A 25,774-nucleotide genomic window follows, 5' to 3' on the forward strand; every position below is an offset into this window, starting at 1 on the left:
CGGGCCTCATGCCCCCTTTTCCCGCGGCGCGTGCCGCAGATACGCGAGGACGGCGCTGACACGCCGGTGCAGCTGGGGCTCCTCCGCGAGGCCGAGTTTGGCGAACGTGGAGTTGACGTGCTTCTCGATGGTCGATTCCGACAGGACGAGCTCCGCGGCGATGCCGCGGTTGGTCTTGCCCTCGGCCATGTGCCGCAGGACGTCCAGCTCGCGGCGGGTCAGACAGGCCAGCGGGGCGTCGGCGGCGCGGGTGTGGCTGCCCATCAGGACCTCGACGATGCGGGGGTCGACGACGGAGCGGCCCGCCGCCACCTCGCGCAGGGCGCGCAGGAGTTCGTCGAGCTCGCCGATGCGTTCCTTGAGGAGGTAGGCGAGGCCGTCGGTGCCGCGCCGGAACAGGTCGAAGGCGTAGTTCTCGTCGGCGTGCTGGGAGAGCATGACGACGCCGATGCCCGGGTGGCCGGCGCGGATGGCGTGGGCGGCGGTGATGCCCTCGGTGTGGTGGCCGGGCGGCATGCGGATGTCGGCGATGACCGCCTCGGGGCGGAGCTCCTCGACGGCGTCGAGGAGCTCCGCCGCGTCGCCGACCGCCGAGACGACGGAGATGTCGCCGGTGTCCTCCAGCAGCCGGCGGGTGCCCTCGCGCACCAGGTAGTGGTCCTCGGCGATGACGACGCGCATCGGTCCCTCCGTCACCTCAGTCAACGGTCTCCTCTTCTCTGAGCCTCTCGGCCAGCCGGGAGCGGATCGTGGTGCCGCCCCCGGCACGGCTGGTGATCCGCAGGTCCCCGCCGACCGCCTCGATGCGGTCCCGCATGCCCGTCAGCCCCGAGCCCCCGGTGGTGTCGCAGGGGAAGCCCACGCCGTCGTCGACGACCTCCACCACCAGCCAGCCGTCCGCGCGCGATATGCCGATCGTCACCCGGCCGGCCCGGGCGTGCTTGAGGACGTTCGTCAGCGCCTCCGAGACCAGGTAGAACGCCGACTCCTCGATGTCCAGGGCGAAGCGCACCCGGTCCAGGGACTCGTCGACGCGCACGGTGACGGGGATCGGCATCCGCCGGGCCCGGGAGGTGACGGCCGCGACCAGGCCCTGGTCGGTGAGGACGGGCGGGTGGATGCCGTGGGCGACCTCGCGGAGCTCGTCGATGACGCGGTAGGCGTCGTCCTGCACCTCGGTGAGCACGGCGTCGACGTCGCCCCCGCGGCCCAGCCGGTTGCGGGCCAGGCGCAGTTTGGCGACGAGGGCCACGAGGTCCTGCTGGATGCCGTCGTGCAGCCGCCGTTCGATGCGGCGGCGTTCGCTGTCCTGGGCGTGGACGATCCGGGCGCGGGAGGCGTCCAGCTCGCCCGCCTGGCGCTGCACCTCCAGGACGCGGGTGGAGAGCTCGGCGGCCAGGCGGGCGTTGTGGACGGCGAGGGCGGCCTGCCGGGCCAGGGTCTCCACCAGGTCGTGGTCCTCGGGGGTGAAGCGGCCCCCGGCCTTGGGCCCGTACTCGATCAGGCCGAGGACGTCGTTGCCGTAGCGCAGCGGGAAGCCGCCGCCGGGGCCGGCCGGGCGGCCCCGGCCCGGGGGTTCGCCGGCCGTGCCCAGGTGGACGGGCAGGTCCCCGCCGCCGAGCCGGACGCGGGTCCAGCTCAGGGTGAGGCCCTGCTGGAGGCCGGCCGCGAGCTGGGGCGCCAACCGGCTGAGGTCGTAGGCGTGTTCGAGGGCGCTGCCGAACTGGACGAGCAGTTCGAAGCCGCTGAGCCGCTCGCCGAAGACCCGCCGCTGGGCGAGCCGGTTCAGCCGCTCCCGCACGGGCTGGAACAGGGCGGTCGCGGTGACCGCGACCAGCACGGACAGCCCGATGGGGAAGTACTGGCCGGCCGTCAGCCCGAGCGTCATCGCCATGCCCAGGTACCAGCCGCTGATGATCAGCCACAAGGTGCCGTAGACGACCGAGCGCCGGATGACGATGTCGACACCCAGGAGCCGGTAGCGGAAGGCGGCGTAGACGACGGACAGGGAGATCAGCACATAGGGCAGGGCGCCGAGCGCCGAGCCGACGAGGTAGAGGACGCCCGTCTCGCCGTGCCAGGGCCGGAACAGCCGCGAGGCGCCCCGGCCGAGGAAGAGGACGGTGGCCACGGCGGCGACGGGCAGCACCCCGGCGAGGTCCCGGTCCCCGGCGGCCCGCGCGCGCAGGGCGCGCAGCACCAGCAGCGCGGCGCCCACGCCGGGCAGCCAGGCCTCGGGGTAGTAGAAGACCACGTACTCCACGACCCGCGTGGGCACGCCCGCCAGCGGCAGGAGGAACGGCAGGGCCAGCAGCGCCCACAGCGAGCGCAGCACAGGGCGTTCGTAGCGGAACCGGGGGAGGCCGTCGGGCAGCAGGGCGAGCAGGTGGACGACGAGGATGCTGACGGCGAGGTTGTCCCACTCGGTGGGCAGGACGAGGCAGGACGCCGTCAGGGACGGCAGGCCGTTCTCGGGCGCGGTGAGGTCCCAGCCGAACGAGGTCGTCAGCAGCGCCGACGTACAGCGGATGCCGATGCTCACCGCCAGCGCCGCGCCGATCAGGAGCAGCCGGCGGGCGACCGGGCTCGCGGGGGCGTGCCACCACGCGAACAGGCCGGCGCAGTAGCACGGGAGGACGGAACCGAGGATCCACGGCAGGGTGACGGTGTTGTTCCGCAGCAGAAACGCTCCGGTGGTCACCGCCCACAGCAGGCACAGCCCGCCGGAGAACGCGGCGATCTGTATCGCACGGCCGTTACCCCTCACACGCACCCCTCACGCGCGACATTATCGGGGGCGCCCAGGTGCCAGTCCAGACGATCCCGTTCGGCGCGTATAGCGGAAAACCCCCAGTGGGATCGGAGGATTCCGGGGTACGCACGGCGGGCCCGGCGCGGCAGACTCGGTATATACGCCCTTTACCCGGCCCCGGCGGCCCCGGTAAGACGATCGACTGTGCGATTCTGCGATTCAAGGAAAGCCGAAAGGGAACCATGAGCGTGTCTTCCGGTCCCGAGGTGGTCGTCTGGGACACCACCTATGCCTGTCCCCTGCGTTGCTCGCACTGCTATTCGGAGTCGGGCAGGCGGGCGTCGCGGCAATTGAGCCACGAGGACATGCTGCGGGTCGCCGACGCCCTGATCTCGCTGAATCCCCGGGTGGTGGCGCTCTCCGGCGGGGAACCCCTCGTCGTCAAGGGGATCTTCGAGGTCGCGGGCCGGCTCTCGCGGGCCGGGGTGCGCACCGCCGTCTACACCAGCGGCTGGATCATGGAACCGTGGATGGCGGCCGAACTCGGCTCGGTGTTCGACGAGGTGATCGTGAGCCTCGACGGGGCGACGGCCCAGGTCCACGACCGGATCCGGGGCCGGCGCGGCTCCTTCGACCGGGCGCTGAGCGCCCTCACCCTGCTCGACGGGGTCGCCCGGGAGCGCGCCCGGCGGGGGCGCGCGCCGCTGTGGTTCGGCATCGACTGCGTCGTCGTGCGCAGCAATTTCCCGCAACTCGAGGAATTCTGCACGGCCATCGCCCCGCGCTTCCCGGAATTGCGCACGCTCACCTTCAACGCGGCGGTGCCCGAGGGGCTCGCCAGCCGCCCGGAATTCTGCCGCTTCGAACTCCTCGACGACACCCAGGTCGCCGAGTTGACCAGTGACGGGCGGCGGGCCCGGCTCCAGCGGCTCGCACCGGCCGGGGTACGGGTCTTCACCACCGACAATCAGAACCTCGTGATGCGCCCGGACCGTTTCGCCAGTGGCGTCGACACACTGGTGATGCAGATCGAACCGGACGGTGATGTCAGGGCGCTGCCGGTGTACGAAGGAACCGTGGGAAACATTCTCCAGGAATCCCCGCTCGATCTGTGGCACCGGGGCGTCTCCCGGCTCAGCGATCCCTTTGTCGTGGAAACGCTGTCGGCGGTGCGCACGATGCAGGACTGGGCGGCGGCCGTGCGCCGCATGGACTATCACTTCGGCTCCCCGGAGGTCCGTTCCCGTATCGACCGCCGGGCGATCCGTACGAATCCCCCGGAGTTCAGCGCCCTCGCCCACTGACCCCCGCAGTCCCCGCCCCGAAAGGGACGCGCCGTGCTGACCCCCAAGGCCGTGCTGACGCTCAAGGACTACGACCGCTTCTGCCTCGCCGACCCCGTCTTCTACGAGGTGCCCGAGCGCTACCCGGACGACCACGACAGGTTCGCGGCGGCCCGCCGGGAGCCGCCGAGAGGCTGGGAGCGGGGCGAGTCCGGCTGGTGGATCACCCTGCGACCCGGTCCGGCGGAGCCGGAGGCAGGGTGGCGGATCCATGTGTCGGTGGCGCTGCCGGAGCTCGCCCGGGCCGTCGAGATCGTCTGGGGGCACTGCGTGGCGCACGCCCTGCCCTTCGACTTCGTCCGCAGCCGCGCCACCGCCCGGGAACTGTGCGGCGACCGCGCCGAACCGCTGCCGGGCAGCCGGCTGATCACCGTCCACGCGGGCGACGGGGAGACGCTCACCCGGAGCCTCGAAGAGCTCGGCGTCCTCCTCGCCGGGCTGCCCGGCGGATATGTGGCGGGCGCGCTGCGGCACGGCCCCGGCCCGCTGTACGTCAGCCACGGCCCGCCCGGCCCGGAGGGCCGGCCCCGGCCGGGCGACCGGGCCGTCTTCGCCCCGCCCGACGGGGTGCCGCTGCCCGAGCCGCTGCGGGCCGACCTGGAGGCGCTGCGCGCCCGGCCGGCGGGCGGCTTCCCCTACCGGGCGGAGCGGGCGCTCGGCAGGTCCCACGGCGGCGGCACCTACCTCGCGGTCGACAAGCGCACCGGCGAGCGCGTGGTCCTGCGCGAGGCCCAGCCCTACGCCGGGCTCGACGAGCGCGGCGAGGACGCCGTCACCCGGCTCGACCGGGAGCGGGCCGCGCGCGAGCGCCTCGTGGGCCTGGACTGCGTACCGCGCGTCCTGGCCCACCTCACCCACGCCGAACACCGCTTCCTCGCCGAGGAGTTCATCGAGGGGACCTCGCTGCTGCGGGCCGCCGCCGACGCCTTCCCGCTCACCTCGCGGGAGCGCGCCGCCCGGGAGGCCGCCCCCTACACCGCCTGGGCCCTGGACGTCGCGGACCGGACCGAACGGGCCCTGCACGCCCTGTATGCCCACGGGCTGCGCCTCGGCGAACTCCGGCCGGAGAACGTCGTCGTGCGGCCGGACGGGCGGGTGGTGCTCGTCGGGCTCGGCACGCTCACGGACGCCGGGGACGACCGGGCCCCCGCCACCGGCGACCCCGGCTTCACCGTGCCGCCCGGCCTCACGGCCCCCGACGCCCTGCGCCATCTGCTCGACCGGCTGCGCCTGTGGCTGTTCCTGCCGGTCCCCCACCGCGGCCCCGGCAAGCTCCATACCCTCACCGCCGCGATCGAGCGGCACTACCCGGTGCCCCGGGGGTTCGGCGCCGGGCTGCTGACGGGGCTGTGGCCCGCCGGCCACCCGGCCGAGGACGACCGGGCGGGCGCGCTGCTGGCGGCGGACCGGCCCGACTGGCCGGCGATCCGCGACTCCCTCGTCCGGGGCATCCACGCCACCGCCACCCCGGACCGCCCCGACCGGCTCTTCCCCGGCAGCCCCACCGGGACCGGGGCGCTGGGCGGCCCCGGGCTCGCCCACGGCGCGGCCGGGGTCCTGTACGCGCTGCACCGGACCGGGGCGCGGGTTCCCGAGGAGTACACCGCGTGGCTCCTGGACGCCGTGCGGCGCGACCCCGGCCCCGCGCCCGGCCTCCACGAGGGCCTCCACGGCGTCGCGTTCGTCCTCGACACCCTCGGCCTGCGCGCGGAGGCCCTCGACGTCCTCGGCCGCTGCCCGCCGGAGCGGGACGCGGTGCCCGACGCGGGCCTGGCCGCCGGCCGGGCCGGCATCGCCCTGACCCTGCTCCACTTCGCCACCGCCACCGGGGACCCCGCGCTCCTGGCCCGCGCGCTGGGCCTCGCGGGCGGGCTCGGCCGCGCCGTCGAGGACGGCCCCCCGCCCGCCCAACCGGGCTACCCCGCCCCCTACGGGCTGCTGCACGGCGCGACGGGAGCGGCCCTGCTCTTCCTGCGGCTGTACGAGCACACCGGCGACGCCTCCCTCCTCGGCCTCGCCGGGCGCGCCCTGCGCCACGACCTGGTGCGGCTGCGCACCCTCCCCGACGGAACGCTCACCCTCTTCGACGGCACGGCCAACCTGCCGTACCTCCACGGGGGCAGCACCGGGCTCGCGTTCGTCCTGCGCGACCTGCTGCGATACCGGCCCGACCCCCGGCTGGCCGCCGTGCTGACCTCGCTCCGGCTCACCTGCGACGCCGTGTACGTGCGCAACGCGGGCCTGCTGCGCGGCCGGGCCGGTTCGGTGGCCGTGCTCGCGGCGCTCGGCGAGCCGGTCACGGGCACGGCGCTCGGCGGGCAGATCCGCCGGCTTTCCTGGTACGCCCAGACCTACCGGGGGCACCTGGCGTTCCCCGGGTTCCGGATGCTGCGGCTGTCGGCGGACCTGGCGACGGGCGCCGCCGGTGTGCTGCTCGCGCTGGGCTCGGCGTTCGGGGCGGCGGGGCCCGTGCTGCCCTTCCTCGACCCCCGTCCCGTGGCCGTACCGCCCGCCCGGGAGGGAGGTGAACGACGTGTCGGAGATCCTGGAGCTGCAGGAGCTGGAGGAGGAGACCCCCGCCCAGTGGCCGTGTAGCAACAGCTACCAAAGCACCCTCGGACAGGTCTGAGCCGCCCTCGGAGGACGGCGGGCCGGCCGCCGCACCGCACGGCGACGGCCGGCCCGCCGGAATCGCGAGGCCCGACACGGCACCGGAACCGCACGGCACCGGAGGAGCACGGCATGCTCGCTCAAGGCCACCTCGTCGCCGACCCCCTCTTCGTGGACGCACCGGAGCGCGTGGAGGACACCGCCGTCCGCTTCGCCCACGCCGCCCGCCCGGCCCCGCCGGGGTGGCGGCGCGCCGAACGCGACGGCTGGGTGATGCTCCGGCCCCGGGACGCGCGGCTGCCGCCGCAGGGCTGGAAGATCCACGTCTCGGCGACCGCCGAGGACGCCTCCCGGGCGGTCGCCACGGTCTGGGAGTACTGCGTCGCGCGCGGCATCGGCTTCAAGTTCCTGCGCAGCCGCGCCCTGCTGGCCCTCGTCAACAGCAAGCGGGCCCCGCGCTCGGCGGGCGGCAAGCTCGTCACCGTCTACCCGTGCTCCGAGGAGCTCCTCGAGCGCGCGCTCGAGGAGCTGTCCACGCTGTTACAGGGCGTCAAGGGCCCCTACATCCTCAGCGATCTGCGCTGGGGCGACGGGCCGCTGTACCTGCGCTACGGGGGTTTCACGCCCCGGTTCTGCTTCTCCGGCGACGGCGAGTACGTGCCCGCCGTCGTCCGGCCGGACGGCAGGGCGGTGCCCGATGTGCGCGGAGCCGCGTTCAAGGTGCCGCCGTGGGCGGGCGTGCCGTCGTTCATCGCCGGGCGGATCCGCGCCGCGCGGGCGGACGGCGCCGGCGGCTTCCCCTACCGGGTGGAGAAGGCGCTGCGGTTCTCCAACAGCGGCGGCGTCTACCGCGCGCTCGCCCCCGGCACCGGGCGGCGGGTGGTGCTGCGGGAGGCCCGGCCGTACGCGGGGGTCGACGACAACGGCATGGACGCGGTGGCCCGGCTGGGGCGCGAACACGCCGTGCTGGAACGCCTCGCGGGGCTCGGCTGCGTACCGCGGGTGCTCGCCCGGACGCGCCACTGGGAACACCACTTCCTCGTCGAGGAGTTCGTCGAGGGGGAACGGCTGGAGGAGGCCATGGGCCGCCGCCACCCCCTCTTCCGGCCGGACGCGAGCCGCGCGGAGCTGGCCGCGTACACCGACTGGGCGTGCGCGGTCGTCACCCGCGTCGAGGAGGCGATAGCTGCCCTCCACGGGCGGGGCGTGGTCTTCGGGGACCTCCAGCCGGGCAATGTGCTGGTGCGGCCGGACGGCAGCGTCTGCCTCGTCGACTTCGAGACGTCCTTCGGGATGGACGAGAACTTCACCCCGGCACTGGGCACGGCGGGCTTCACGGCCCCCTGGGCGCGGACGGGGCCGGCCGTCGACGCCTACGCGCTGGACTGCATGCGGCTCGCGGTCTTCTGCCCGCTCACCGAGCTGCTGCGCTTCGACCCGCGCAAGCACGAGCAGTTGATCCGGCACGTCGAGGACCGTTTTCCCCTCCCGCCCGGCTACGGCGAGCGGTTGCGCGCGGGCCTCGCCCCGCCCCCGGACCCCGCGCCGCCGCCCGCGCCCGCGTGGCCGGGCGCGGCGTCCGGGCCGGCCGGTCCATGGGACGAGGTCCTCGGCTCCCTGTGCGACGCCGTGGTGCGCAGCGCCACCCCGGAGCGGGAGGACCGGCTCTTCCCCGGTGACGTCCGGCAGTTCGACGGTCAGGGCGCGGCGCTGGCGTACGGCGCGGCGGGCGTGCTGCACGCCCTGTACCGCACCGGGCACGGCGGCGGCGCGCGCTTCGAGGGGTACGTGGACTGGCTGGCCCGGGCGGCCGAGCGGACCGACTGGCCCCGGCCGGGCCTGTACGACGGGCTCGCGGGCGTGGCCTACGTCCTCGACGAGCTCGGGCGCCCGCAGCAGGCGCGGGCGGCCCTGGCCCGGCTGGCCGCGTTCGACCTGCGCGGCTGCGGGGCGGGGCTGTTCGGCGGGCTCGCCGGGATCGGCCTGGCCTTCGCGCACTTCGGGGACCTGCGGGCGGCGGCCCGGCTCGGCGCGCGGCTCGCGCACGGCCTCGACGGCGCGGGCGACGGGCCCGCGCCGGTCCCGGCGGCGGGGCTGATGCGGGGCTGGTCGGGGCCGGCCCTGCTGTTCAGCCGGCTCTTCGCCGAGACGGGCGAGGACCACTGGCTGCGGTGGGCGGAGACCGCGCTCGCCCGCGACCTCGCGCACTGCGGCGTGTCCCCGGGCCGGCACGTCCATGTGCGCGCGGGGCGGCGCCGGCTGACCACGCTGGGCGGGGGCGGCGCCGGTGTGGCCATCGCCCTCCACGAGTACCTGCGGCACCGCGAGGACCCGCACTTCGCCGGGCTGCGGGACCGGATCCGCGCCGGGCCGGGCGCCGAACTGCTGCTGTCCTCCGGCCTCTTCGAGGGCCACGCCGGGCTGCTCTACGCGCTCGTCCACCTCGGCGGCCCAACGGACGCGCGCGAGGCCCAGCTGCGCGGGCTGGGACTGCACGCGGTGCGGTTCCAGGGGCGGCTGGCGTTCCCGATGGACGGGCTGCTGCGGCTGTCGATGGATCTGGCGACGGGCACCGCCGGGGTGCTGCTCGCCGTCCACGCGGCGCTGCGGGGCACGACGGCGGGGGCGTCGCTGCCGCTCCTGCGCACGGGGTGAGCGCACCGCGCCGGGGTGCGCGCGCTGCGGCGCGGGCGGGCCGGGGGTGCTGCGGGAGCCGGGCGGTGCCAGGTGGTTCGCGTGGGCGGCGGGGGTAGGGAGGGCCGGAACGCGCCCGTCCGGGTGCGTCGAGGCTTCTCGAAGGGGTACCGCATGTTCGGAAAGCGCGGCATCGGGGTCGCGTCGGTCTCACTGGCGCTGATCGCCTCCTGCCTGGGCTGGGCCGCTCCGGCGGCCGGGGCCCACGGCGGCCACGGGCCGGTCACGTGCCAGGGGCAGGAGAGCACGACGTACACCCCGGGCCTGACGCTCACGCCGCAGCCGGTCGGCATCCGGGGGGCCACCGCGTACACCTGCTCCGACCGCCCGGGGCACACCGTCGCGGCCACCGGAGCCACCAACGGCCGGTCCCCGGAGTCCACGTGTCTCGGGGTCAACGCCCCCGCGGGGCACGAGGTCCTGCGGTACGGGGACGGCTCGGTGTCGGAGATCTCCTACCCCGTCGGCAACGCCGAGCGGGTCTTCGGCGTCAACACGGTGATGCTCAAGGGCCTGGTCGTGGCGGGGCGCGACAAGGGCGCGGAGGCGGAACGCTTCGTCCAGCTGGCGCCGGCCCAGGGGCTTCCGACGGCGTGCCTGACCCCGGAGGGCGTCCGGCGGTCGACCGGTGTGACGCAGCTGCGCATCATCCCGTGATCCGGCGCTGACCCAGCCCTGACCCGGCCCTCATCCGGCCTTGATCCGGGCGGCGGGCGGCCGTCGTTCAGTGGCCGCCGCCCGTCACCTTGAAGCCGCGCGGGACCATGAACACGGTCAGCAGGGTCACGGCGACGATGATGCCCGCCGAGACGTAGGCGGTGGTGGTGAGCGCGTGGTCGAAGGCGCTCCGCGCGGCCGTCAGCACCCGCCGTCCCGTCTCCCCGCCCACCTGCCGCGCCACGTGCGCCGCGCCGCCGACGGAGCCGCGCGCGGTGTCGAGGTCGTGCCCGCGCAGCGGCAGGTCCGCCGTCCGGTCCGTCATCCGGTCGGAGAAGACGGCGCCGTGGATGCTGCCGAGCAGGGCCACGCCCAGGCCGACGCCGAGCTCGTAGGCGGTCTCGGAGACCGCGCCGGCCTGCCCGGCCCGTTCCGCCGGGACGGCGGAGACGAGGACGGACGCCGAGGCGGTGATGGCCAGCCCGTCGCCGAGGCCGAGCCCGGCCAGGACGACGGCGACGACCGGGTAGGTGGTCGGCTCCGGGGCCAGCGCGAGGAGCAGGAACCCGGCGGCCAGGGCGCCCAGTCCGGTGGCCAGCACGGCACGGACCCCGGCGTGGTGCATCAGCCAGGGCGAGCTCAGCGAGCCGGCCAGCATGGCGAGGGCCGAGGGCAGGGTGCGCAGCCCGGCCTCCGAGGGCGAGTAGCCGTGGACGTACTGGAGCCACAGCGAGATGAGGAACAGCGCGGCCCCGATGGCGAGCATGGCCAGGAGGGTGGCCAGCGCTGCCGCGAGGAACGGGCCCTCGCGGAACAGCCGGACGTCCAGCAGCGGGTCTTCGAGCCGTAGTTGGTGCCAGGCGAACAGGGCGAGCAGGGCCACGCCGAGGACGAGGGCGCCCACGTCCGAGGGGTTGGGGCTGCCTTTGGCGACGTGCTTGATGCCCCAGGCGAGGGCCACGATGCCGACGATCGACAGGCCCGCGCCGGGCCAGTCGAGCCCCGCTGGGTGCGGAGCGCGGTACTCCGGCAGCAGCCGCACGCCCACGGCGACCGTCACGACGACGACAGGGACGTTCACCCAGAACGCCGCCTGCCACTCGAAGTGCTCGACGAGGAACCCGCCCACCAGCGGCCCCACACAGGCGCCCGCCCCGGCCACGGCGGCCCACACACCGATGGCCAGGGCCCGTTCCCGGGCGTCGGTGAAGATGTTCCGGATGAGGGAGAGCGTCGAGGGCATCACCATGGCGCCGCCCAGCCCGAGCAGCACCCGGCCGCCGATCAGCTGGAACGAGCTGTGCGCGGTCGCGGCGAGGACGGAGGCGACGCCGAAGAGCACGAAGCCGAGGAGGAAGAGCCGTTTGCGGCCCCACCGGTCGCCGATCGCCCCGGTGGTGACGAGGAGGCCGCCCAGGATCAGCCCGTAGATGTCGATGATCCACAACTGCTCCAGCGGGCCGGGCCGGAGGTCGTCGATCAGGGAAGGCAGGGCGACGTTGAGGATGGTGGCGTCCATGGCGACCAGCAGCAGGCTGGCGCACAGCACGGCCAGCATCGCCCAGCGGCCGGGGGCGGGACCGGAACCGGACGCGGGGTCGGGGTCCCCGGAAGCTCGCGCCATCGGACGACAACACCTCACCGATCTCGGGAACCCGAGCGTCCGGTGGCCGGAAGGCACCGGTCAGCCCAGTCGACCGGATCCCCGGGGCACCCGCAACCGGAGCGTCGTCCGAGCCCGCGAAACGCTGAGTCCTCGGCGCGCATGCGGTGCCCCGTAGGGGCGCGGGGCCGTGACACCGTGCGGCTCCGCCGCGTGGGCGCGACAAGCCACGACGTGCCCGCGGATCGCCCGGACCCCGGGGTGGCGTGTCGGCTGCGGGCCGTCGCCGGCTGATCGCGCAGTTCCCCGCGCCCCTACGGGCCGCCGTGGTAGCGCGTGACGAAGAGCCGCCGGACACGGCCTAGTCGAGCAGGCCCCGGCGCACGGCCTCGGCGACGGCGGCCGCCCGGTCGGGCACGCCGAGCTTCTCGTACAGCCGGTGGGTGACGGTCTTGACCGTGCTCGCCGCCAGCCGCAGCTCGGCCGCGAGCTGCGGGATGCCCTTGCCCTCGGCGAAGCCGCGCAGGACCTGCCGCTCATGCTCGGAGAGGGCCGCCGCGTCCCCGCCGGCGGACGGCCGGGGACCGGCCTCCGAGGGCACCGGCCTGCCGTCGGCGGCCGCCAGCACCGCCTCGACGAACTCGGGCCGTTTGGCGTCCTTGGCGAGGTGCCCGGCGGCTCCCTCCCGGAGCGCCCGGTAGACGACGGTCGCGTCGGTCGCCGCCGACAGCAGGACGAGCCGGGTCGGCAGGCCCTCCCCGACGACGGCGTGGATCACGGCGACGCCGTCCATCTTGGGCAGCCGGTAGTCGATCAGGGCCACGTGCGGGACGAGCTCGCGGATGGCGGTGAGCGCGGCGACGCCGTCCTCGGCCTCGGCCCGCACGTCGATGCGGCCGTCGGCGCGCAGGCCCCGGACGACGCCCTCGCGATAGGCGGGGTGCTCGTCGGCCACCACCACGGTCACTCTCCGGGAGGGCTCCGCCCTCTCACCCCCCTGGGAGGACCTCCGCGAGCCGGTCACCCCTGGGGTTCCGCGGATGCTTCCGGAGCGGGCGGAGGAGGAGTCTCGGACCCGCTTTCCTGGGGGATGGCGTTCTTCGCCGCCTCCTTGCCCTTGGCGATCTTGTCGGAATACTTGTGGTCCGTCTTCTCGTCGATGAAGTCCCCGGCCTTGTCGACCGCTTCATGGACCTTTTCGGGGTTCTCGGCCGCCGCGTCCCTCCCCTTGCCGACGAGGCCCTTGAGCGTGTCGATGAACGACATGGCGTTCTCCTCCCTGCGCGCCGGGTCGCGGGGCCATGCTCGGGAAAGCCCCTGTCTTCAGCATGCGCACAGCCCGTGAGGGGGCATGCGGAGCACGGCGCGGACTAACCCGAACGGGTGACGACAGGGGTCGCGATCCGTGCGACGTCCTCCGCCACGCCCGTCAGCCATGCCTCCGCGTCCACCGTCAGCAGGACGCGCGCGGCGTCCACGTGACCGGCGTGGAGGGCGGCGCCGCGCAGGAGACCCGACGTGGCGGCGGGGTGAGTCTCCGGGTCGGGGATGCCGGGGGCCGGGTGCGGCGGGTCGGGGTCGCGCAGCGCCTCGGCCGCGCGGAGGGCGTCGTCGGCCACGCGGTCGGCGAGGAAGGTCAGTTCGGCGGCGGCTCCGGGTGAGAGGGGCGTGGTCCCGAGGGCGGCGCCGTACCGCAGGAGCATCAGTTCCGCGCCGCGCAGCATGTGGTAGCCGGTCAGCATGGCGAGCTCCCACGGCGGGTCGGTGGTGCGCCGGAGGAGGCGTTCGCCCTGGTACTGGCAGTACGAGGCCTCGGCCAGGAGCATGGCCACCCGGACCGGGCGCAGGGGGTCGGCGGGCGCGGGGCGGCCGCAGAGGAGGTCCGTGACGCCCCGGCACCCGGCGGCGCCCGCGGCGAGGAAGTCGGCGACGGCACAGCGCAGTTCGCCCCCGGCGCCGCGCGGCCAGGCGAGCAGGCTCGCCAGGGCGCCGATCGCGCCGCCGACGAGGACGTCGACGAGGCGCACGGCGGACAGCTGCCACTGCGGGGTGGAGAGCTGGGCGAACATCAGCACGATGACGACGGTGAACGTCGCCTGTCCCCACGCGGGCCCGAGCAGCGGGGCCGCGGTGAACCCGACGAGCAGGACGACGGGCAGCGCGGCCGCGTAGAAGAGCGGTACGTCGCCGACGACGCGGAGCGCGAGGGCGGCGAGCAGGGCCCCGGCGGTCGTCCCGGTGACGGCGGGGCGCAGGGCGGTACGGGTGTCGGCGGCCGAGGTGCGCATGAGGCTGAGGGTGGCCAGGAGGACCCAGAAGCCGTGCGAGAGGCCGAGGACGCCGACCAGGAGCCGGGCGCCGGCCATGGCCGTGGCGACCCGGAGGGCGTTCTGGAGGTGGACCGAGCGGAGGGTCAGGTGCACCCGCATCCGGTGCCACCACAGCTCGGGGGCGGGCACGGCGGCGTACCAGAACGGTCCGTCGCGCCCCGCCCCGGCCGTCGTGGAGCGGGCGCCCAGCGCGATCCGCGCCGCCTGGCCGGCCAGCCGCGCGCCCTCGGCGGCGGAGCGGACGACGGCGTCGCGGCGGAGCCGCTCGGGCGGGGCGCCGGGGAGCTCGTCCGCGCGGACGGCGTCGAAGGCGGCGACGGCGCGGCGCAGTGCGTCGCCGTCGTCGCCGTCGTCGCCGTCGTCGCCGTCGTCGCCGTCGTCGCCGTCGTCGCCGTCGGGTGGCGGAGCGCCGCTGGTCAGGCCGGTGGCGACGGGGCGCAGGGCGGTGGCGGTGCGCTCCAGCAGGGCGGTGGCGGGCTCGTCGGCTCCGGCGGGTCCGCCGGGGGCGCGACAGAAGCGGTCGAGCTGGTCGTGGACGTGCCGGACGCACGCGCGGGTGTGGTTGAGGGCGCGGTCGCGGGCGGAGGGCGAGGTGGGTCGCTCGGCGGGCGGGATCCGGGAGGGGCGCGCCTCCTGGAGCGCCCGGTCGGCGGCGGGCCGGACGTCCTCGCCGCCGCGCGCGGCGGCGGCGCAGCTGTCGGCCACGGCGGCCGTCGCGCGGCCGAGCCGCTCCCGGTACGGGGTGGGTGGGGGCTCCCGCAGGCCGAGGAGGTTCAGCAGCCGGTCGACCAGGGCGGTGAGCAGGATGCCGGCGGTCAGGCCGGCCAGGCGGGAGCCGAGGGTCGCGGGGGCGTAGGGCGGGAAGCAGGGGAGGATGTAGAAGAGCTGGCAGGCCACGCTCAGCCCGGCCGGGCCGGGCCCGGTCGTCGCCGCGAAGGCGACGAGGAAGCCCACGACGAACATGCCGGCCGCGGCGGCCCAGCCGCGCACGGCCAGCAGCGTGCCGGACGTGACCATGACCCAGCCGACCGGCACCATCGCGAGGAGGACGCGGGTGCGGTGCCGGGCGGGGCCGGGGATCTGCGAGAACAGCACCAGCGGGAGGACGCCGAAGATGGCGTAGAGGCCGACGGTGCGGTCGCCGAGGGCGTGCGCGAAGCCGTAGAAGCCGGCGCAGCCGGCGAGGGTGGCCCAGGCGGCGCGGCGGGCCGCGCCGGCGGGCGGGGTGGGTGCGCGAGCCATGGTGTCACCCCAGCGTAGGGCGAGTGCGGGCCGTCGCAACCGGGGACCGGGGGTCCGGGGGCGGAGCCCCCGGTCACGCGGCCCGCGCCGCCACCAGCCGCGCGGCGACCTGGTCGGCCGTGGCGTGTCCCACGGCCAGGACCGTGACGCGCTCGCCGTCGACGGCGAGCAGCGTCGGGAAGCCCTGGACGCCGTACTCCGCCGCGCGGCGGAAGTCCGCGCGGGCGGCCTTGGCGGCGCCGGGTGCCGAGAAGGCGGCGGCCACGGCGTCCGCGTCGAGGCCGGCGGCCTCGGCGACGGTGCGGTAGGTGCTCTCCTCGGAGAGGCTGAGCCCGTCCGCGTAGAACGCGTCCTGGAGGGCGGCGGCCAGCCCGGCGGCCCGGTCCGGGGCGGCCTGGCGCAGGGCGGCCATGCCGCGCGCGGCGGCCTCGGAGTCCATGACGAAGGAGCCGTCCGCGATCAGCCGGTCGTAGGCCGCGCCGAACTCCGCCCCCGTCAGCTCCGCGATCTTCGCGTTGGCGCCCTGGACGTAGCCGAACTCGCGGATCGGCACGCGGCGGGCGCCGGTGAACAGTCCGCCGGAGACGACCTCCACGGGCAGCTCCGGGTGGCGCCGGGCGGTCTCGGTGAGCGTGGCCGAGAAGCCGTGGGACCAGCCGCAGTAGGCGTCGAAGACGTAGACGAGCTTCATGGGGATGCCTCCAGGAGGGTGTGACGCGAGCTATTCACCTGCCCCAACAGTATCTGCTCAGTCAGATATTCCGGACGCCCGCGCGTACCCCCTCAGCGCAGGCGCGGCAGCGCGTCCCTCGCCGCGTGGCTGAGGACCTTCAGGTCCTCAGCGAACCGCTCCCGGTGCGCCTCCGGCAGCGGCTCCAGGAAGAAGCGGCGGATGTTCTCGCGGTGGATCCGGGCGGCCCGGACCGCCGTCTCCTCCCCCGCCGGGGTCAGCCGGACCAGCCGGCCCCGCCGGTCGCCGGGGTCGGCGTCCCGGACCACCAGGCCCGCCGCCTCCATCCGGTCCACCAGCCGGGTCACCCCGCCCGTGCTCAGCACCCGCTCCTGGGCGATCGCCCGCATGGGCAGCCCCGCCTCCCCGGCCCGGCCCAGGATCAGCAGCACCTCGAACATCAGGTGACTGATCCCGCACTCCTCCTCGATCGCCCGGCCCAGGATGTACTCCAGCCGGTTCGCGGCCCCCTGGAGCCGGCCGAAGGCCAGCACCAGGCCGTCGTCCGCCGCTTCCTTGGCCGTCGCGATCCCGCTCTCGTGTGCCACGTGGCCCCTCTCGCCCGTCACCCGTCACCCCTGGCTGTGCGTGGCACCCGTGCGCCACTGGAGGAGCCTAGAGCTACGCCGAGAACTGCCGCACCAGCCGCACCCCCTGGACGGCCGTCAAGTGCGGCAGATACGCCTTGCTGACCGCCCGGGTGATGGCGGGCAGGGCCGCCGGGTCCGGATACGCCATGTACATGGGCCGGTAGCGCGGCTGGAACTTCGCCTTGAACGCGAGCAGTGACCGGAAACCGTAGACGGGCTCCAGCATCTTCCCTCCGTAGTCGAGGACCCGCTGGAGGGCGACCGGTGGCTCCTCGGTCGCCTTGCGGGCCAGCGGGGCGCCGGAGAGGCTGAGGAAACGGGCGCCCTCCTCCTTGAAGCCGAGCGCGGCCGAGGCGATCAGGAACTCCATCGAGCCGCGGAAGCCGTCCGCCCTGCGCCGCATGAAGTCCAGCGTCCAGCCCGCGGGCCGGCCCTCCTCGTAGACCGGCATCCAGCTGGTGATGCCGTGCACGGTGTGCTCGGCGTCGACGGCGAGGAGGCAGCGCACGGCCGGGTCGTCCAGCTCGTCGAGGCCGCCCAGGGTGAAGTTCATCTCCGGCAGGCCCTTGTCGGCGACCCACTCCTCGGAGATCGACCGGATCTGGTCGGTGACGGCGACGGGCGCGTCGGGGAAGGACCACCACTCGGCGGTGACGCCCTCCTTCTTCGCCTTGTTCAGCGCCGTGCGCACGTCCTGCCACTTCTTCCCGGTGAACGCCAGGTCGGGCAGCGGCACCACGGTGTCCTCGGCGACCTGCACCGAGCGCCAGCCCAGCCGCTCGGCGGCCTCGCGGGTGGCGGCGCCGACGCTGTAGAAGCAGGGCGTCCAGCCGCGCTCGTCGCAGAAGCGGGCGAAGCCGCCCACCGCGTCCGCCCGCTCCTCCGGCACCCCGAACGGATCGCCCGTGGTCAGCGCCACCGTGGCGATGACCCGGTAGGCGACGGCGGTGCGGCCGTTGGCGGCGAACCAGTAGTAGTTGCCGTCCCAGGTCGTCAGGTACGACAGCGTCGAGCCGCCGTGCGCGACGAGCAGTTCGCGGGCGCGCACGGCCGCGTCGGCGTCGGTGTGGAGCCGGGGCCTGCGGAAGGTGATCAGCAGCGCGATCAGGGTCACCAGCCAGAAGAGGAGCCCGCAGTAGCGGAAGAGGGTCTCCGCCGCGCCGCCGACCGGCACCGGCCAGTCCGTGAAGTAGCCGAGGAACGCGGGCGGCAGGTACTCCGACACCAGGCCGCTCAGCAGCGGGCCGAAGCCGGCCGCCGGATCGTACTGGTCGCGCACCGCCCAGCCGATGCCCACGTACGCGGCGGAGGCCAGCAGCAGGGCGCCCCCGGCCACGGCGGCCAGGCCCCCCAGGGCGGAGCGCGGCAGGCGCAGGTCGAAGCGTTTCCGGGTGACCAGCAGAAGCAGCAGCACCAGGACGGGCAGCAGCATCTGCTCGGCGAAGTACTGGATGTAGTCGACGTGCTCGGTGGGCTCCGCGCCGTAGGCCGAGGGGTTGCCGAGGAAGTCGTGGAGCCAGTAGGCGAACAGGGCGATCCAGCCGAGGTGGAGCAGGACGGCCAGGCTCCAGGCGAGCCGCAGCCCCCGGCGCAGTCCCTCGGCGAGGACGAGGAGGACGACGGGGACGACGACGGCCATGGCGATGGCGGGCGAGTCGTAGAAGCCGCGGACGGCGTGGGCGGCGTGGCAGTCGCGGGCCGACTGGGCGCAGGCGTCGGCGACGTCCTGGGCGCTGGGCCGGGTGGAGACGTAGAGCTCGTTGAAGGTGCTGAAGGGACCGTAGGCGTCCTTGTAGAGGATGGCGGTGATCGGCCCGATCGCGGCGGCGGCCACGACGAGGGCGACGAGCACCCGGGCCTCGGTGTGGGAGGAGTGCAGCGGGCGCAGGGGGCCGCGGCGGCGGAGGAGCAGGGCGCCCGCGGCGAGCCCGGCCACCGCGCCGCCGAGCCGCAGCACGCCCTGGAGGTGGCCCACGTACAGGGCCATGACCAGGGAGAAGGCGACGATGCCGAGCCGTACCCGGCGCCGCCACAGGGCGGTGAGCCGGTAGCTGAGGACGGCTCCGGCGGCGAGGGCGCCCACGGTGGGGGTGACGGACAGGTCCTGGGTGAGGCTGTCCAGCCACTGCTCGCCCGCGAGGGAGCCGAGTTTCACGGCTCCGACGCCCAGCAGGGTGCCCAGGATCTGGCCGCCGAGGAGCGCGGCGGCGGCTCTGGCGACGCCCAGGCGCCGCTCGGCGGGGGTGACGAGGAGCAGCACGATGACGGTCGAGCCGATGTAGGCGCCGAGCCCGGGGCACCACAGCAGGGAGCTGGCGGGCGTCCACCAGCGGCCCTCGGCGAGCGCGGGCACGCCGACGGCGATCCGTTCCATGCGGTGCGGCCGGGGGCCGGAGCCCAGGGAGCCGGTGACGGCGCCGACGATCCACAGCACCGCGAGGAAGCCCAGGGTGAAGGGGGCGTGGCGGACGGGCACGAGGAGCCGGTCGAGGGTGGCCCGCCAGGGGTGGGCGCTGTCGCCGACGCCGGGCATGTCACCGGGCGCGGGTACGGGCGGCGGGGCGGCCGGGCCGCCACCGCCGCCCGCGCCGGGCACGTCGCCGCCCCCGGGTGCCCCGCCGGGCGCGCTCACCGGATCAGTCCCGTCTCGCGGGACAGCCAGGGCAGTTGCCGCTCCAGGCCGGGACGCCAGACGGCCCAGCTGTGCCCGCCGGGCAGCAGCACGAACTCGGCCCGCATCCCGGCCTTCACCGCCGCCTCGTAGACCTTCCGCTGCTGCGGCCGGTAGGTGCCGTCGTCGCTGCCGGCGACGAAGGCCGCCTTGGTGTCGGGGAAGCGCTGCCGGGCCATGACGTCCAGCGGGTTCACCTTCTCGTAGGCGGCCGCGTCCCCGCCGAAGGCCTTGTCGATCGTCTTCTGCCGGCTGCCGAGGGTGGGGGCGTCCTGCCCGGAGATGTCGTTGACGACGCCGTAGACCTGGGGGGCGTTCACGCCGAGCTGGAGGGAGCAGGTGCCGCCGAAGGAGAGGCCGGAGACGGCCCAGGAGGTGCGGGCGCCGGCGACCTGGAGGTGGGAGCGGATCCAGTCGGGGACGTCCGTGGCGAGGTAGGTCTGGACGTTCCCGAGCCGGGAGTCCAGGCAGAGGGTGTTGGCGAACTGCGAGCCGAGCGGGTCCACGACGGCGACGACGGGGGCCAGGCCCCGGTGGTCGCGGGCGAAGGCGTTCATCATCTCGACGAGCCGGCCGGAGTTGATCCACTCGTCGGGCGAGCCCGGCTGACCGGCCATCAGGACGAGCACGGGCAGCAGCGGGCGCGGGGTGGCCTTGTAGGCGGGCGGCAGATAGACGTACGCGCTGCGGGCCTTGAAGCCCGAGACGGTGCCGGGGATGTCGGTCCGGGAGATCGTGCCCGTGTCGGCCATGCCCGCCGGGGGCCGCCACACCTCGGAGAGCGCCTTGCCCGGCGGCACGGCCAGGGTGGGCCCGGCGGTGCCGGTGGCCTCGGAGAGGCGGGTGGTCTTCTGCAGCCAGGCGTTGAGGGCGCTGCGCGCCGTCGGGTACTGGTCGAAGTGGCGGTTGATCTGCGAGGCGCCCATGAGGACGACGAGCAGGCCCGCGAGCACGGCCGGGAGCCAGTGGCGCGGCCGCAGCAGCGGCAGCCGGAAGGCGGTGAGGCACAGGCCGAGGGCGGCGACGCCCGCCCAGAGGACGACCTCCGTGGGCAGGGGGTCGGGGAAGGGCTGGAGCCAGTCGTCGACGGCCACCTGGAGGAGCAGGGTGAGCAGGGCGGCGAGCACCACGGCCGCCGGGGACCGGCGGGCCCACCACACGCGCCGCCGGGAGGAGAACAGGGCGGCGAGGGCGCAGAGGCCGGCGGCCAGGACGGCGAACGGGATCCATCCGCTCACCAGGGACCAGTCGAGGGGGCCCGCCGCGAGGTCCAGTGGGCCCGCCGCGAGCCGCGGCGGGCCGTCCGGTATCCGTATCCGCACCACGACAAAATGCTACGTATTTACCGATTTCCGGCAACCCGGGGCGTATGGGCGCGGCATTGCCGGAACTCTTCCCTCCCGCCGGATTCCCAGCAGAATCGCTGCTTCGCGCGACTGCCGCGACAGCGGCGCCGGACGTCACCTCAGGAGGTCGAAGTCATGGACGTGCCCCGGAGAATGAGCCGAAGAGGGCTGTTACGGGCGGGGCTGGGGGTGGGGGGCGCCGCCGTGGCGGGGCAGCACCTGGCGCTCGCCGGCCCCGCCTCGGCCGCCTCCCCCGCCGCACCCGCCCCGCTGCCCCTGGACCGGGCGGCGTGGGCCGCGCCCGCCGTACGGGCGGGGGCCTTCCCCGAGTGGAGCCGGTTCGCCCGGCTGGCCGACGGGACGTTCGACGAGGACGCCGACCCGGTCCGGGACATGAAGCCGGTGATCGACGCCCTCAAGGCGCAGAACGTCAGCGTGATCGAGCTCGACACCGTCCTGTCCAACTGGCTGACGGACCAGGAGTTCACCCAGCACGTCGGCAAGGTGAGGGACTTCGTCGGCCTCGCCCACGCGGCGGGCCTCCGCGTGGTCATGTACTACCCGTCGATGGAACTCATCAGTGTCGGCGGCGAGAAGGGCCGCTCCTTCTACAAGAACGACCGGGGCAAGGAGTGGGTCCAGCGCTCCCTCGACGGCAGGCCCAACGTCTTCTACGGCAGCCTGGTCGTCTGGGTGGACCCGGGCGACGAGAGCTGCTGGCTCAGCCCCGACTCCCCCTGGCGCGACTACTACCTGGGCCGGGTCAAGGCCCTCGCCGGCACCGGCCTCGACGCCATCTGGCCGGACGTCCCCATCTACTTCGACGGCGCGCTGAGCTGGTGTGACGGCTCCTCCTGGGCCGCGGCCGCCTTCAAGGCCGACACCGGCCTCGCGCTGCCCCCCAAGGCCGACTTCACCAGCCTGACCTTCCGCCGCTACGTCGAATGGCGCCACCGCAACCTCCACCAGTGGCAGCTGGACATCGCGGCCGCCGGCCGGGCCGTCAACCCCGACCTCGTCACCTTCGTCGAGACCGTCAGCATGGACTACCAGTACGCCACGCTGGTCGGCCTCGACGGCGCGTACCTGCGCACGGCGGAGGGCGTGAGCCAGATGTGGGAGGTGGACGTCCTCGGCAACTACGACGGTATGCGCCACGCCACCGCCACCGACTGGACCTGCCTGATCTCCATGTACAAGTACGCGCGGGCCGCCAGCGGCACCAAGCCGGCCTGGGCGTTCTCCTACGGCTGGAAGGCCGACGACGCGTCCCTGGTGATGGCCGAGCTGCTGGCCGCGGGCTGCAACCCGTACGAGGTCAAGAGCCCGTTCAAGAACGAGACCACCGACAAGGCCATGCGCACCCGCATGTACGCCTTCGTGGCGGCCAACCAGGAGAAGCTCTACACCACCACGACCGCCGCCGAGGTCGGCGTCTACCACTCCTCCGCCTCACGCGACTTCGTCAGCCCCTCACCCGGCACGGGCATGTACGCCAACGTCAAGAAGCCGGCCGGCGTCAAGGAGTGGTGGAGCTCGGGCAGCGCGGAGGAGAGCTGCGCCCGGCAGGCGTGGCTCGGGGAGTTCCGCGGCACGGTCAAGGCGCTGGTGTACGCGCACGTCCCATTCGTCACCGTCACCAGCCCGGGGCTGACCGCCGCCGATCTGGCCGGGCTGAAGGTCCTGCTGCTGCCCAACCTCCAGGCGGTCTCGGACGCGGAGGCGGCGGTGCTGCGGGGGTTCGTCGCGGGCGGCGGCACCGTCGTGATCACCGGCCCGGCGCCGACGGCACTGGACGAGCTGGGCACGGCCCGGAGCGAGTACGCGCTCGCCGACGTCCTCGGCTTCCGCAAGGGCGACGCCCTGCCGGACGGCAAGCAGAACCGGTTCGGCGCGGGGACGTGCCGGTACGTCAAGTCCCTGCCGGGGCACGCGTACCTGGACACGGCCGACAAGGCGGCGGGCGAGCTCCTCCTCGCCCCGGTACGGTCCGCCGCGCCGCCTTCGGTGACGCTGAGCGGCGACGACCGGATCCATCTGGAGATGGGGCGGCTGGGCGGTGACGTGGTGGTCCAGCTGGTCAACTTCACGGGGTTCGGGGACGTGCCGACGGCGTTCAGGACGACGCCCGCCGCGTGTACGGTCGCGCTGGCGGTGCCGGCCGGGAAGAAGGTGCTGGGGGCGACCGTCAGCTCGCCTGACGCGGCATCGCCCGCTCCGCGAGCGGTGCCCTTCACGGTGGACGGCGGAACGGTGAGCGTTCCGCTGACAGTCGCCCAGTACGCACTGCTCACCGTCAGCATGGGCTGACGCCGGGGACGAAGGCGGTGGCCCGGGGCGTCTACCGGATGTCGCCCTCCTCCGCCACCGCCTTCGTCCGCGCGATCACCGCGCCGCCCAGGCGGGCCGCCCCGACGAGCTCGCTCATCGACCGCTCCAGGAGCCGGCCGTTCGACTGCTCCACGGCCTGACCGCACGTCCGGCCCGTCTTCTCCACCTGGGCGACGAACTGCTTCCACAGCTCCGCGGCCCGCGGCTCCGGCACCCGGAAGAACGCGCCGGCGTCCCGCGCGATCCGCGCGAAGTCCTCGCAGAAGGGGCGGACACGGGATTCGGACACCTCGCCCCGCCCGGCCGCGAGAAGGTCCGAGAAGCCCTTCGCGCCGGTCATGAAGCGCTTCACCAGCTCTTCCCCGCCGTACATGTGCCAGGCGAGCACCTGGATCTCCCGGGTCCGGGCGGATACGGGCGGCCCCTCGGGGCCGCCCCCCGCCTCCGCACGGCCCACAGTGATCGCCGGCTCACGTCCGCGCGCCCTGTCGTCGAGGCCCTTGCCGTCCCCCGCCCGGAACACCCCCGCCGCCACGGTGGCGCCCACCGCCACGGCGCACAGCAGGCCCACCGCGACCGCGCGGCGGACGGGCCGCACGGCCCGTCCTGGGGCGGCGGCGCCGCGCGACGCGGGCCGCCGTCGCACGGCCCCGACCGCCGACACGGCCGCGGCCGCGCCGACGGCGACGACCACGCCCAGCAGCAGAGCGGGACCCAGCAGGAGCCGGTAGAGCGGCCAGGGCACCTCGGGGCGCCAGCCACAGGTCCGGGCGAGCGTGCCGAGCGGCGGGACGCATCCGTCGAAGGAGGCGAGCGTGAACGTCGCGGCGCAGCCCGCCGCCACCGCCGCCTCGCCCGCGACGAGCGCGACGAGCAGCCGGTAGCGCCCGGCCGACGCGCTCGCGACGACGGCGGCCACCGCCGCCGCCGTCCCCAGGGCCACCAGGATCCATCCGCAGTAGGTCAGCACGTCGAGAACCGTCAGGCCCTCGGAGGCCCGCCGGGCGTGGAGGAAGGCCATCGCGCCCGCGAGGGCGGCACAGGCCGACACCCCGCCGAGCAGCACGGCCAGGAGCACGCGCCGCAGCGGCGGCACCACCTCCCCGTCCGGCTCCACGGCGCCGCCGCCGGTGGCGTCCCGCATCCAGCCGGGCGGGGCGGTGGCCGGGCCGATCGCCCAGGCGAGCAACGGCACGACCCACAACGTCGCGACCGCCGGGAGCACGAGGGGCCGGCCGGCCACCGTGGACAGCTCCAGCAGCGCCTTGGCGGGCAGCGACCGGTACGGCTCGGCGACGGACGCCAGACCCGACGACTGCAGAAAGCCCCCCGTGTCGAAGGGCCCGCCGGCCGCGTACAACGTGCCGGTCCGCTGCCACCACTCGAACCACGCCGACAGCACCAGGCACATGGCCGCCAGCCCCAGCAGCATCGGCGGGCGGATCGTCCGGCCCGGCCACGCCCGGATCCACAGGTGCGCGCACTGGGTGGCCCACCACGCGAACGTCCCTCCCGCGAGCACCACCAGCGCGAGGACCCAGGGCCGTGCGGGCAACCAGGTGAACGACGTCACGTCGTCCACGACCAGTTCGCCCACCGCCATCCCCGCCCCCAGCCACAGCCCCGCGCGCACCCCGGACGGCACCCGGCGCGAGGTGAGCACGGCGTGGGCCACCCCCCGCCAGAGCGCGACGCCGAGCACTCCGACGACCAGCACGGCCGAGGCCAGTACCCACGCGTGGTCCGCCCACCCGGCGTTCGCGGCGAGCACCTCGTGACGCGCCTGGGAGGTGATCACGGTGGCGGCGGCTCCGGTCAGGAAGAGCGGCAGGGCCCGCACGCCGAACAGCACGACGGGGTCGTCGAGGGACCGCCGGCGAAGGTCCCACCTCGGGTGGGTGCGCCACAGCTCCGCGAGGGCCCCGGCGGCCCGCCGCCATCCGGCCGGCGGCGGGTCCGGTGTCGTGACCGCCCAGCCACCGCGATCCGCGCCCCAGCGCACCGCCGCGAGGTCGGCGTAGATCTCCCGGCTGCGCAACACGTCCGCGCGGGCGAGGTGGACCAGGACGACCAGGAAGCCCAGCAACCCGAAGCTCCGCACCAGGGACGGGACCTGGGTGTCCTGGAACTGCGGCGCGATGGAGACGGCGCTCCGGACGAGGACCGCCACCGCGGGCACGAGCACCACGGCGACGAACGCCCACCACACGGCGAAGGTGACGTAGGTGAGCGTCACGTCCCGGTTGCGGATGTGGGCGAGTTCGTGGAGGAGCACCGCCCGGAAGCCCTCCGGATCGGTGTGCCTGCGGGCGAGCAGGCCCCCGTGGAGGCACACCGTGGGGCGGCGGTCGCTGCCCAGCACGACCGCGCCCGTCGAGGCCGCCGCCGGATCGATGACGACGCGCGGCACCCGGCTCAGCCCGGCCACCGTCGCCAGCTCCTCCACCAGCCGCAGGATTCCGCCGTCGGGGTCGACGGCCGCCAGCGGGACGGCCCTGCCGCGCCGCGTCCTCCAGGCGGGGACGGCCCGGAACAGCGCCCAGGCCACGACCACGAGCAGCACCGGCCAGGAAAGGGTCACCCACCAGGCCAGCGGCGGCTCGTAGCGGTCGAGGCAGGCTTGATAGGCCGGGCGCTGGAGGGCCATGGCGACCGTGTCGCGCGTGACGCTGCCCGCGAACGGATCGCCCCCGGCGGCGAACAGACAGCCGTAGTGGTCGAACCCGGTCCGCAGGGCGGCCCGGCGGGTGATGCCTCCCATCACATTCCAGCAGCTCACCAGCAACAGGACCATCAGGAGCACGAAGCGCACCGTCGTGCCCGCGCCCATCACCCGTTCGTCGACCCGTATCCGGGGAGGCGTCGTGGTCGCCAT

Annotated in this window: 16 protein-coding genes; 5 read left to right on the forward strand and 11 right to left on the reverse strand. The window is 74.9% G+C overall.

What is annotated here, in order from left to right; all coding sequences use genetic code 11:
- Positions 1–6 precede the first annotated feature (6 nt).
- Both ACX9I7_RS09325 and ACX9I7_RS09330 read right to left on the reverse strand, forming a co-directional pair.
- Entirely contained in the window at positions 7–696 is a 690-nt protein-coding gene (locus ACX9I7_RS09325; protein ID WP_358634563.1) for a response regulator transcription factor, read from the reverse strand.
- Position 697: 1 nt separating this feature from the next.
- The gene (locus tag ACX9I7_RS09330; RefSeq protein WP_387572552.1) at positions 698–2,767 is read right to left on the reverse strand and encodes a sensor histidine kinase; all 2,070 of its coding nucleotides are present in this window, start codon (positions 2,765–2,767) and stop codon (positions 698–700) included.
- Positions 2,768–2,994: 227 nt separating this feature from the next.
- Between ACX9I7_RS09330 and ACX9I7_RS09335 the strand changes: the two genes are divergently transcribed.
- The 4 genes from ACX9I7_RS09335 to ACX9I7_RS09350 all read left to right on the forward strand — a co-directional run bounded on the left by ACX9I7_RS09335 (position 2,995) and on the right by ACX9I7_RS09350 (position 10,056).
- Positions 2,995–4,056 (forward strand): radical SAM protein, encoded by a 1,062-nt coding sequence (locus ACX9I7_RS09335; protein WP_387572554.1) that lies wholly within the window; start codon positions 2,995–2,997, stop codon positions 4,054–4,056.
- A gap of 33 nt (positions 4,057–4,089) precedes the next feature.
- A complete protein-coding gene (locus tag ACX9I7_RS09340; protein ID WP_459387037.1) occupies positions 4,090–6,690 on the forward strand; it encodes a class III lanthionine synthetase LanKC N-terminal domain-containing protein in 2,601 nt (866 codons plus the stop codon).
- Positions 6,691–6,837: 147 nt separating this feature from the next.
- Entirely contained in the window at positions 6,838–9,360 is a 2,523-nt protein-coding gene (gene lanKC / locus ACX9I7_RS09345) for a class III lanthionine synthetase LanKC (protein WP_459387038.1), read from the forward strand.
- 153 nt (positions 9,361–9,513) lie between these two features.
- Positions 9,514–10,056, forward strand: coding sequence for a hypothetical protein (locus ACX9I7_RS09350; RefSeq protein WP_459387039.1), 543 nt, complete (start codon positions 9,514–9,516; stop codon positions 10,054–10,056).
- 67 nt (positions 10,057–10,123) lie between these two features.
- Here the strand turns inward: ACX9I7_RS09350 and ACX9I7_RS09355 are convergent, their stop codons facing one another.
- The 8 genes from ACX9I7_RS09355 to ACX9I7_RS09390 form a co-directional block, all read right to left on the reverse strand.
- Positions 10,124–11,680 carry an MFS transporter gene (locus ACX9I7_RS09355; protein WP_459387040.1) on the reverse strand — a complete coding sequence of 519 codons (1,557 nt, stop codon included), beginning with the start codon at positions 11,678–11,680 and terminating at the stop codon, positions 10,124–10,126.
- A gap of 340 nt (positions 11,681–12,020) precedes the next feature.
- Entirely contained in the window at positions 12,021–12,626 is a 606-nt protein-coding gene (locus tag ACX9I7_RS09360; RefSeq protein ID WP_459387041.1) for a response regulator, read from the reverse strand.
- Positions 12,627–12,679: 53 nt separating this feature from the next.
- Positions 12,680–12,925 carry an antitoxin gene (locus ACX9I7_RS09365; protein ID WP_387572568.1) on the reverse strand — a complete coding sequence of 82 codons (246 nt, stop codon included), beginning with the start codon at positions 12,923–12,925 and terminating at the stop codon, positions 12,680–12,682.
- Positions 12,926–13,029: 104 nt separating this feature from the next.
- On the reverse strand, positions 13,030–15,231 hold the full coding sequence (locus ACX9I7_RS09370; RefSeq protein WP_459387042.1) for an FUSC family protein: 2,202 nt from the start codon (positions 15,229–15,231) through the stop codon (positions 13,030–13,032).
- 73 nt (positions 15,232–15,304) lie between these two features.
- Positions 15,305–15,922: a DsbA family protein gene (locus tag ACX9I7_RS09375; RefSeq protein WP_459387043.1), complete on the reverse strand. Its 618-nt coding sequence runs from the start codon at positions 15,920–15,922 to the stop codon at positions 15,305–15,307.
- Positions 15,923–16,014: 92 nt separating this feature from the next.
- Positions 16,015–16,509: a MarR family winged helix-turn-helix transcriptional regulator gene (locus ACX9I7_RS09380; protein ID WP_189450432.1), complete on the reverse strand. Its 495-nt coding sequence runs from the start codon at positions 16,507–16,509 to the stop codon at positions 16,015–16,017.
- Positions 16,510–16,582: 73 nt separating this feature from the next.
- Complete coding sequence (locus ACX9I7_RS09385) at positions 16,583–19,183, reverse strand: bifunctional lysylphosphatidylglycerol flippase/synthetase MprF (RefSeq protein WP_387572577.1); 2,601 nt, start codon at positions 19,181–19,183, stop codon at positions 16,583–16,585.
- Entirely contained in the window at positions 19,180–20,547 is a 1,368-nt protein-coding gene (locus tag ACX9I7_RS09390) for an alpha/beta hydrolase (protein ID WP_459387044.1), read from the reverse strand. Before ACX9I7_RS09390 ends, ACX9I7_RS09385 begins: the two co-directional genes overlap by 4 nt.
- Before the next feature lie 156 nt (positions 20,548–20,703).
- Here ACX9I7_RS09390 and ACX9I7_RS09395 point away from each other — a divergent pair, with 156 nt between their 5' ends.
- Positions 20,704–22,878: a hypothetical protein gene (locus ACX9I7_RS09395; protein WP_459387045.1), complete on the forward strand. Its 2,175-nt coding sequence runs from the start codon at positions 20,704–20,706 to the stop codon at positions 22,876–22,878.
- 31 nt (positions 22,879–22,909) lie between these two features.
- Here ACX9I7_RS09395 and ACX9I7_RS09400 read toward each other — a convergent pair whose 3' ends face one another.
- On the reverse strand, positions 22,910–25,774 hold the full coding sequence (locus ACX9I7_RS09400; RefSeq protein ID WP_459387046.1) for a M48 family metalloprotease: 2,865 nt from the start codon (positions 25,772–25,774) through the stop codon (positions 22,910–22,912).

The organism is Streptomyces sp. L500, from assembly GCF_054551825.1.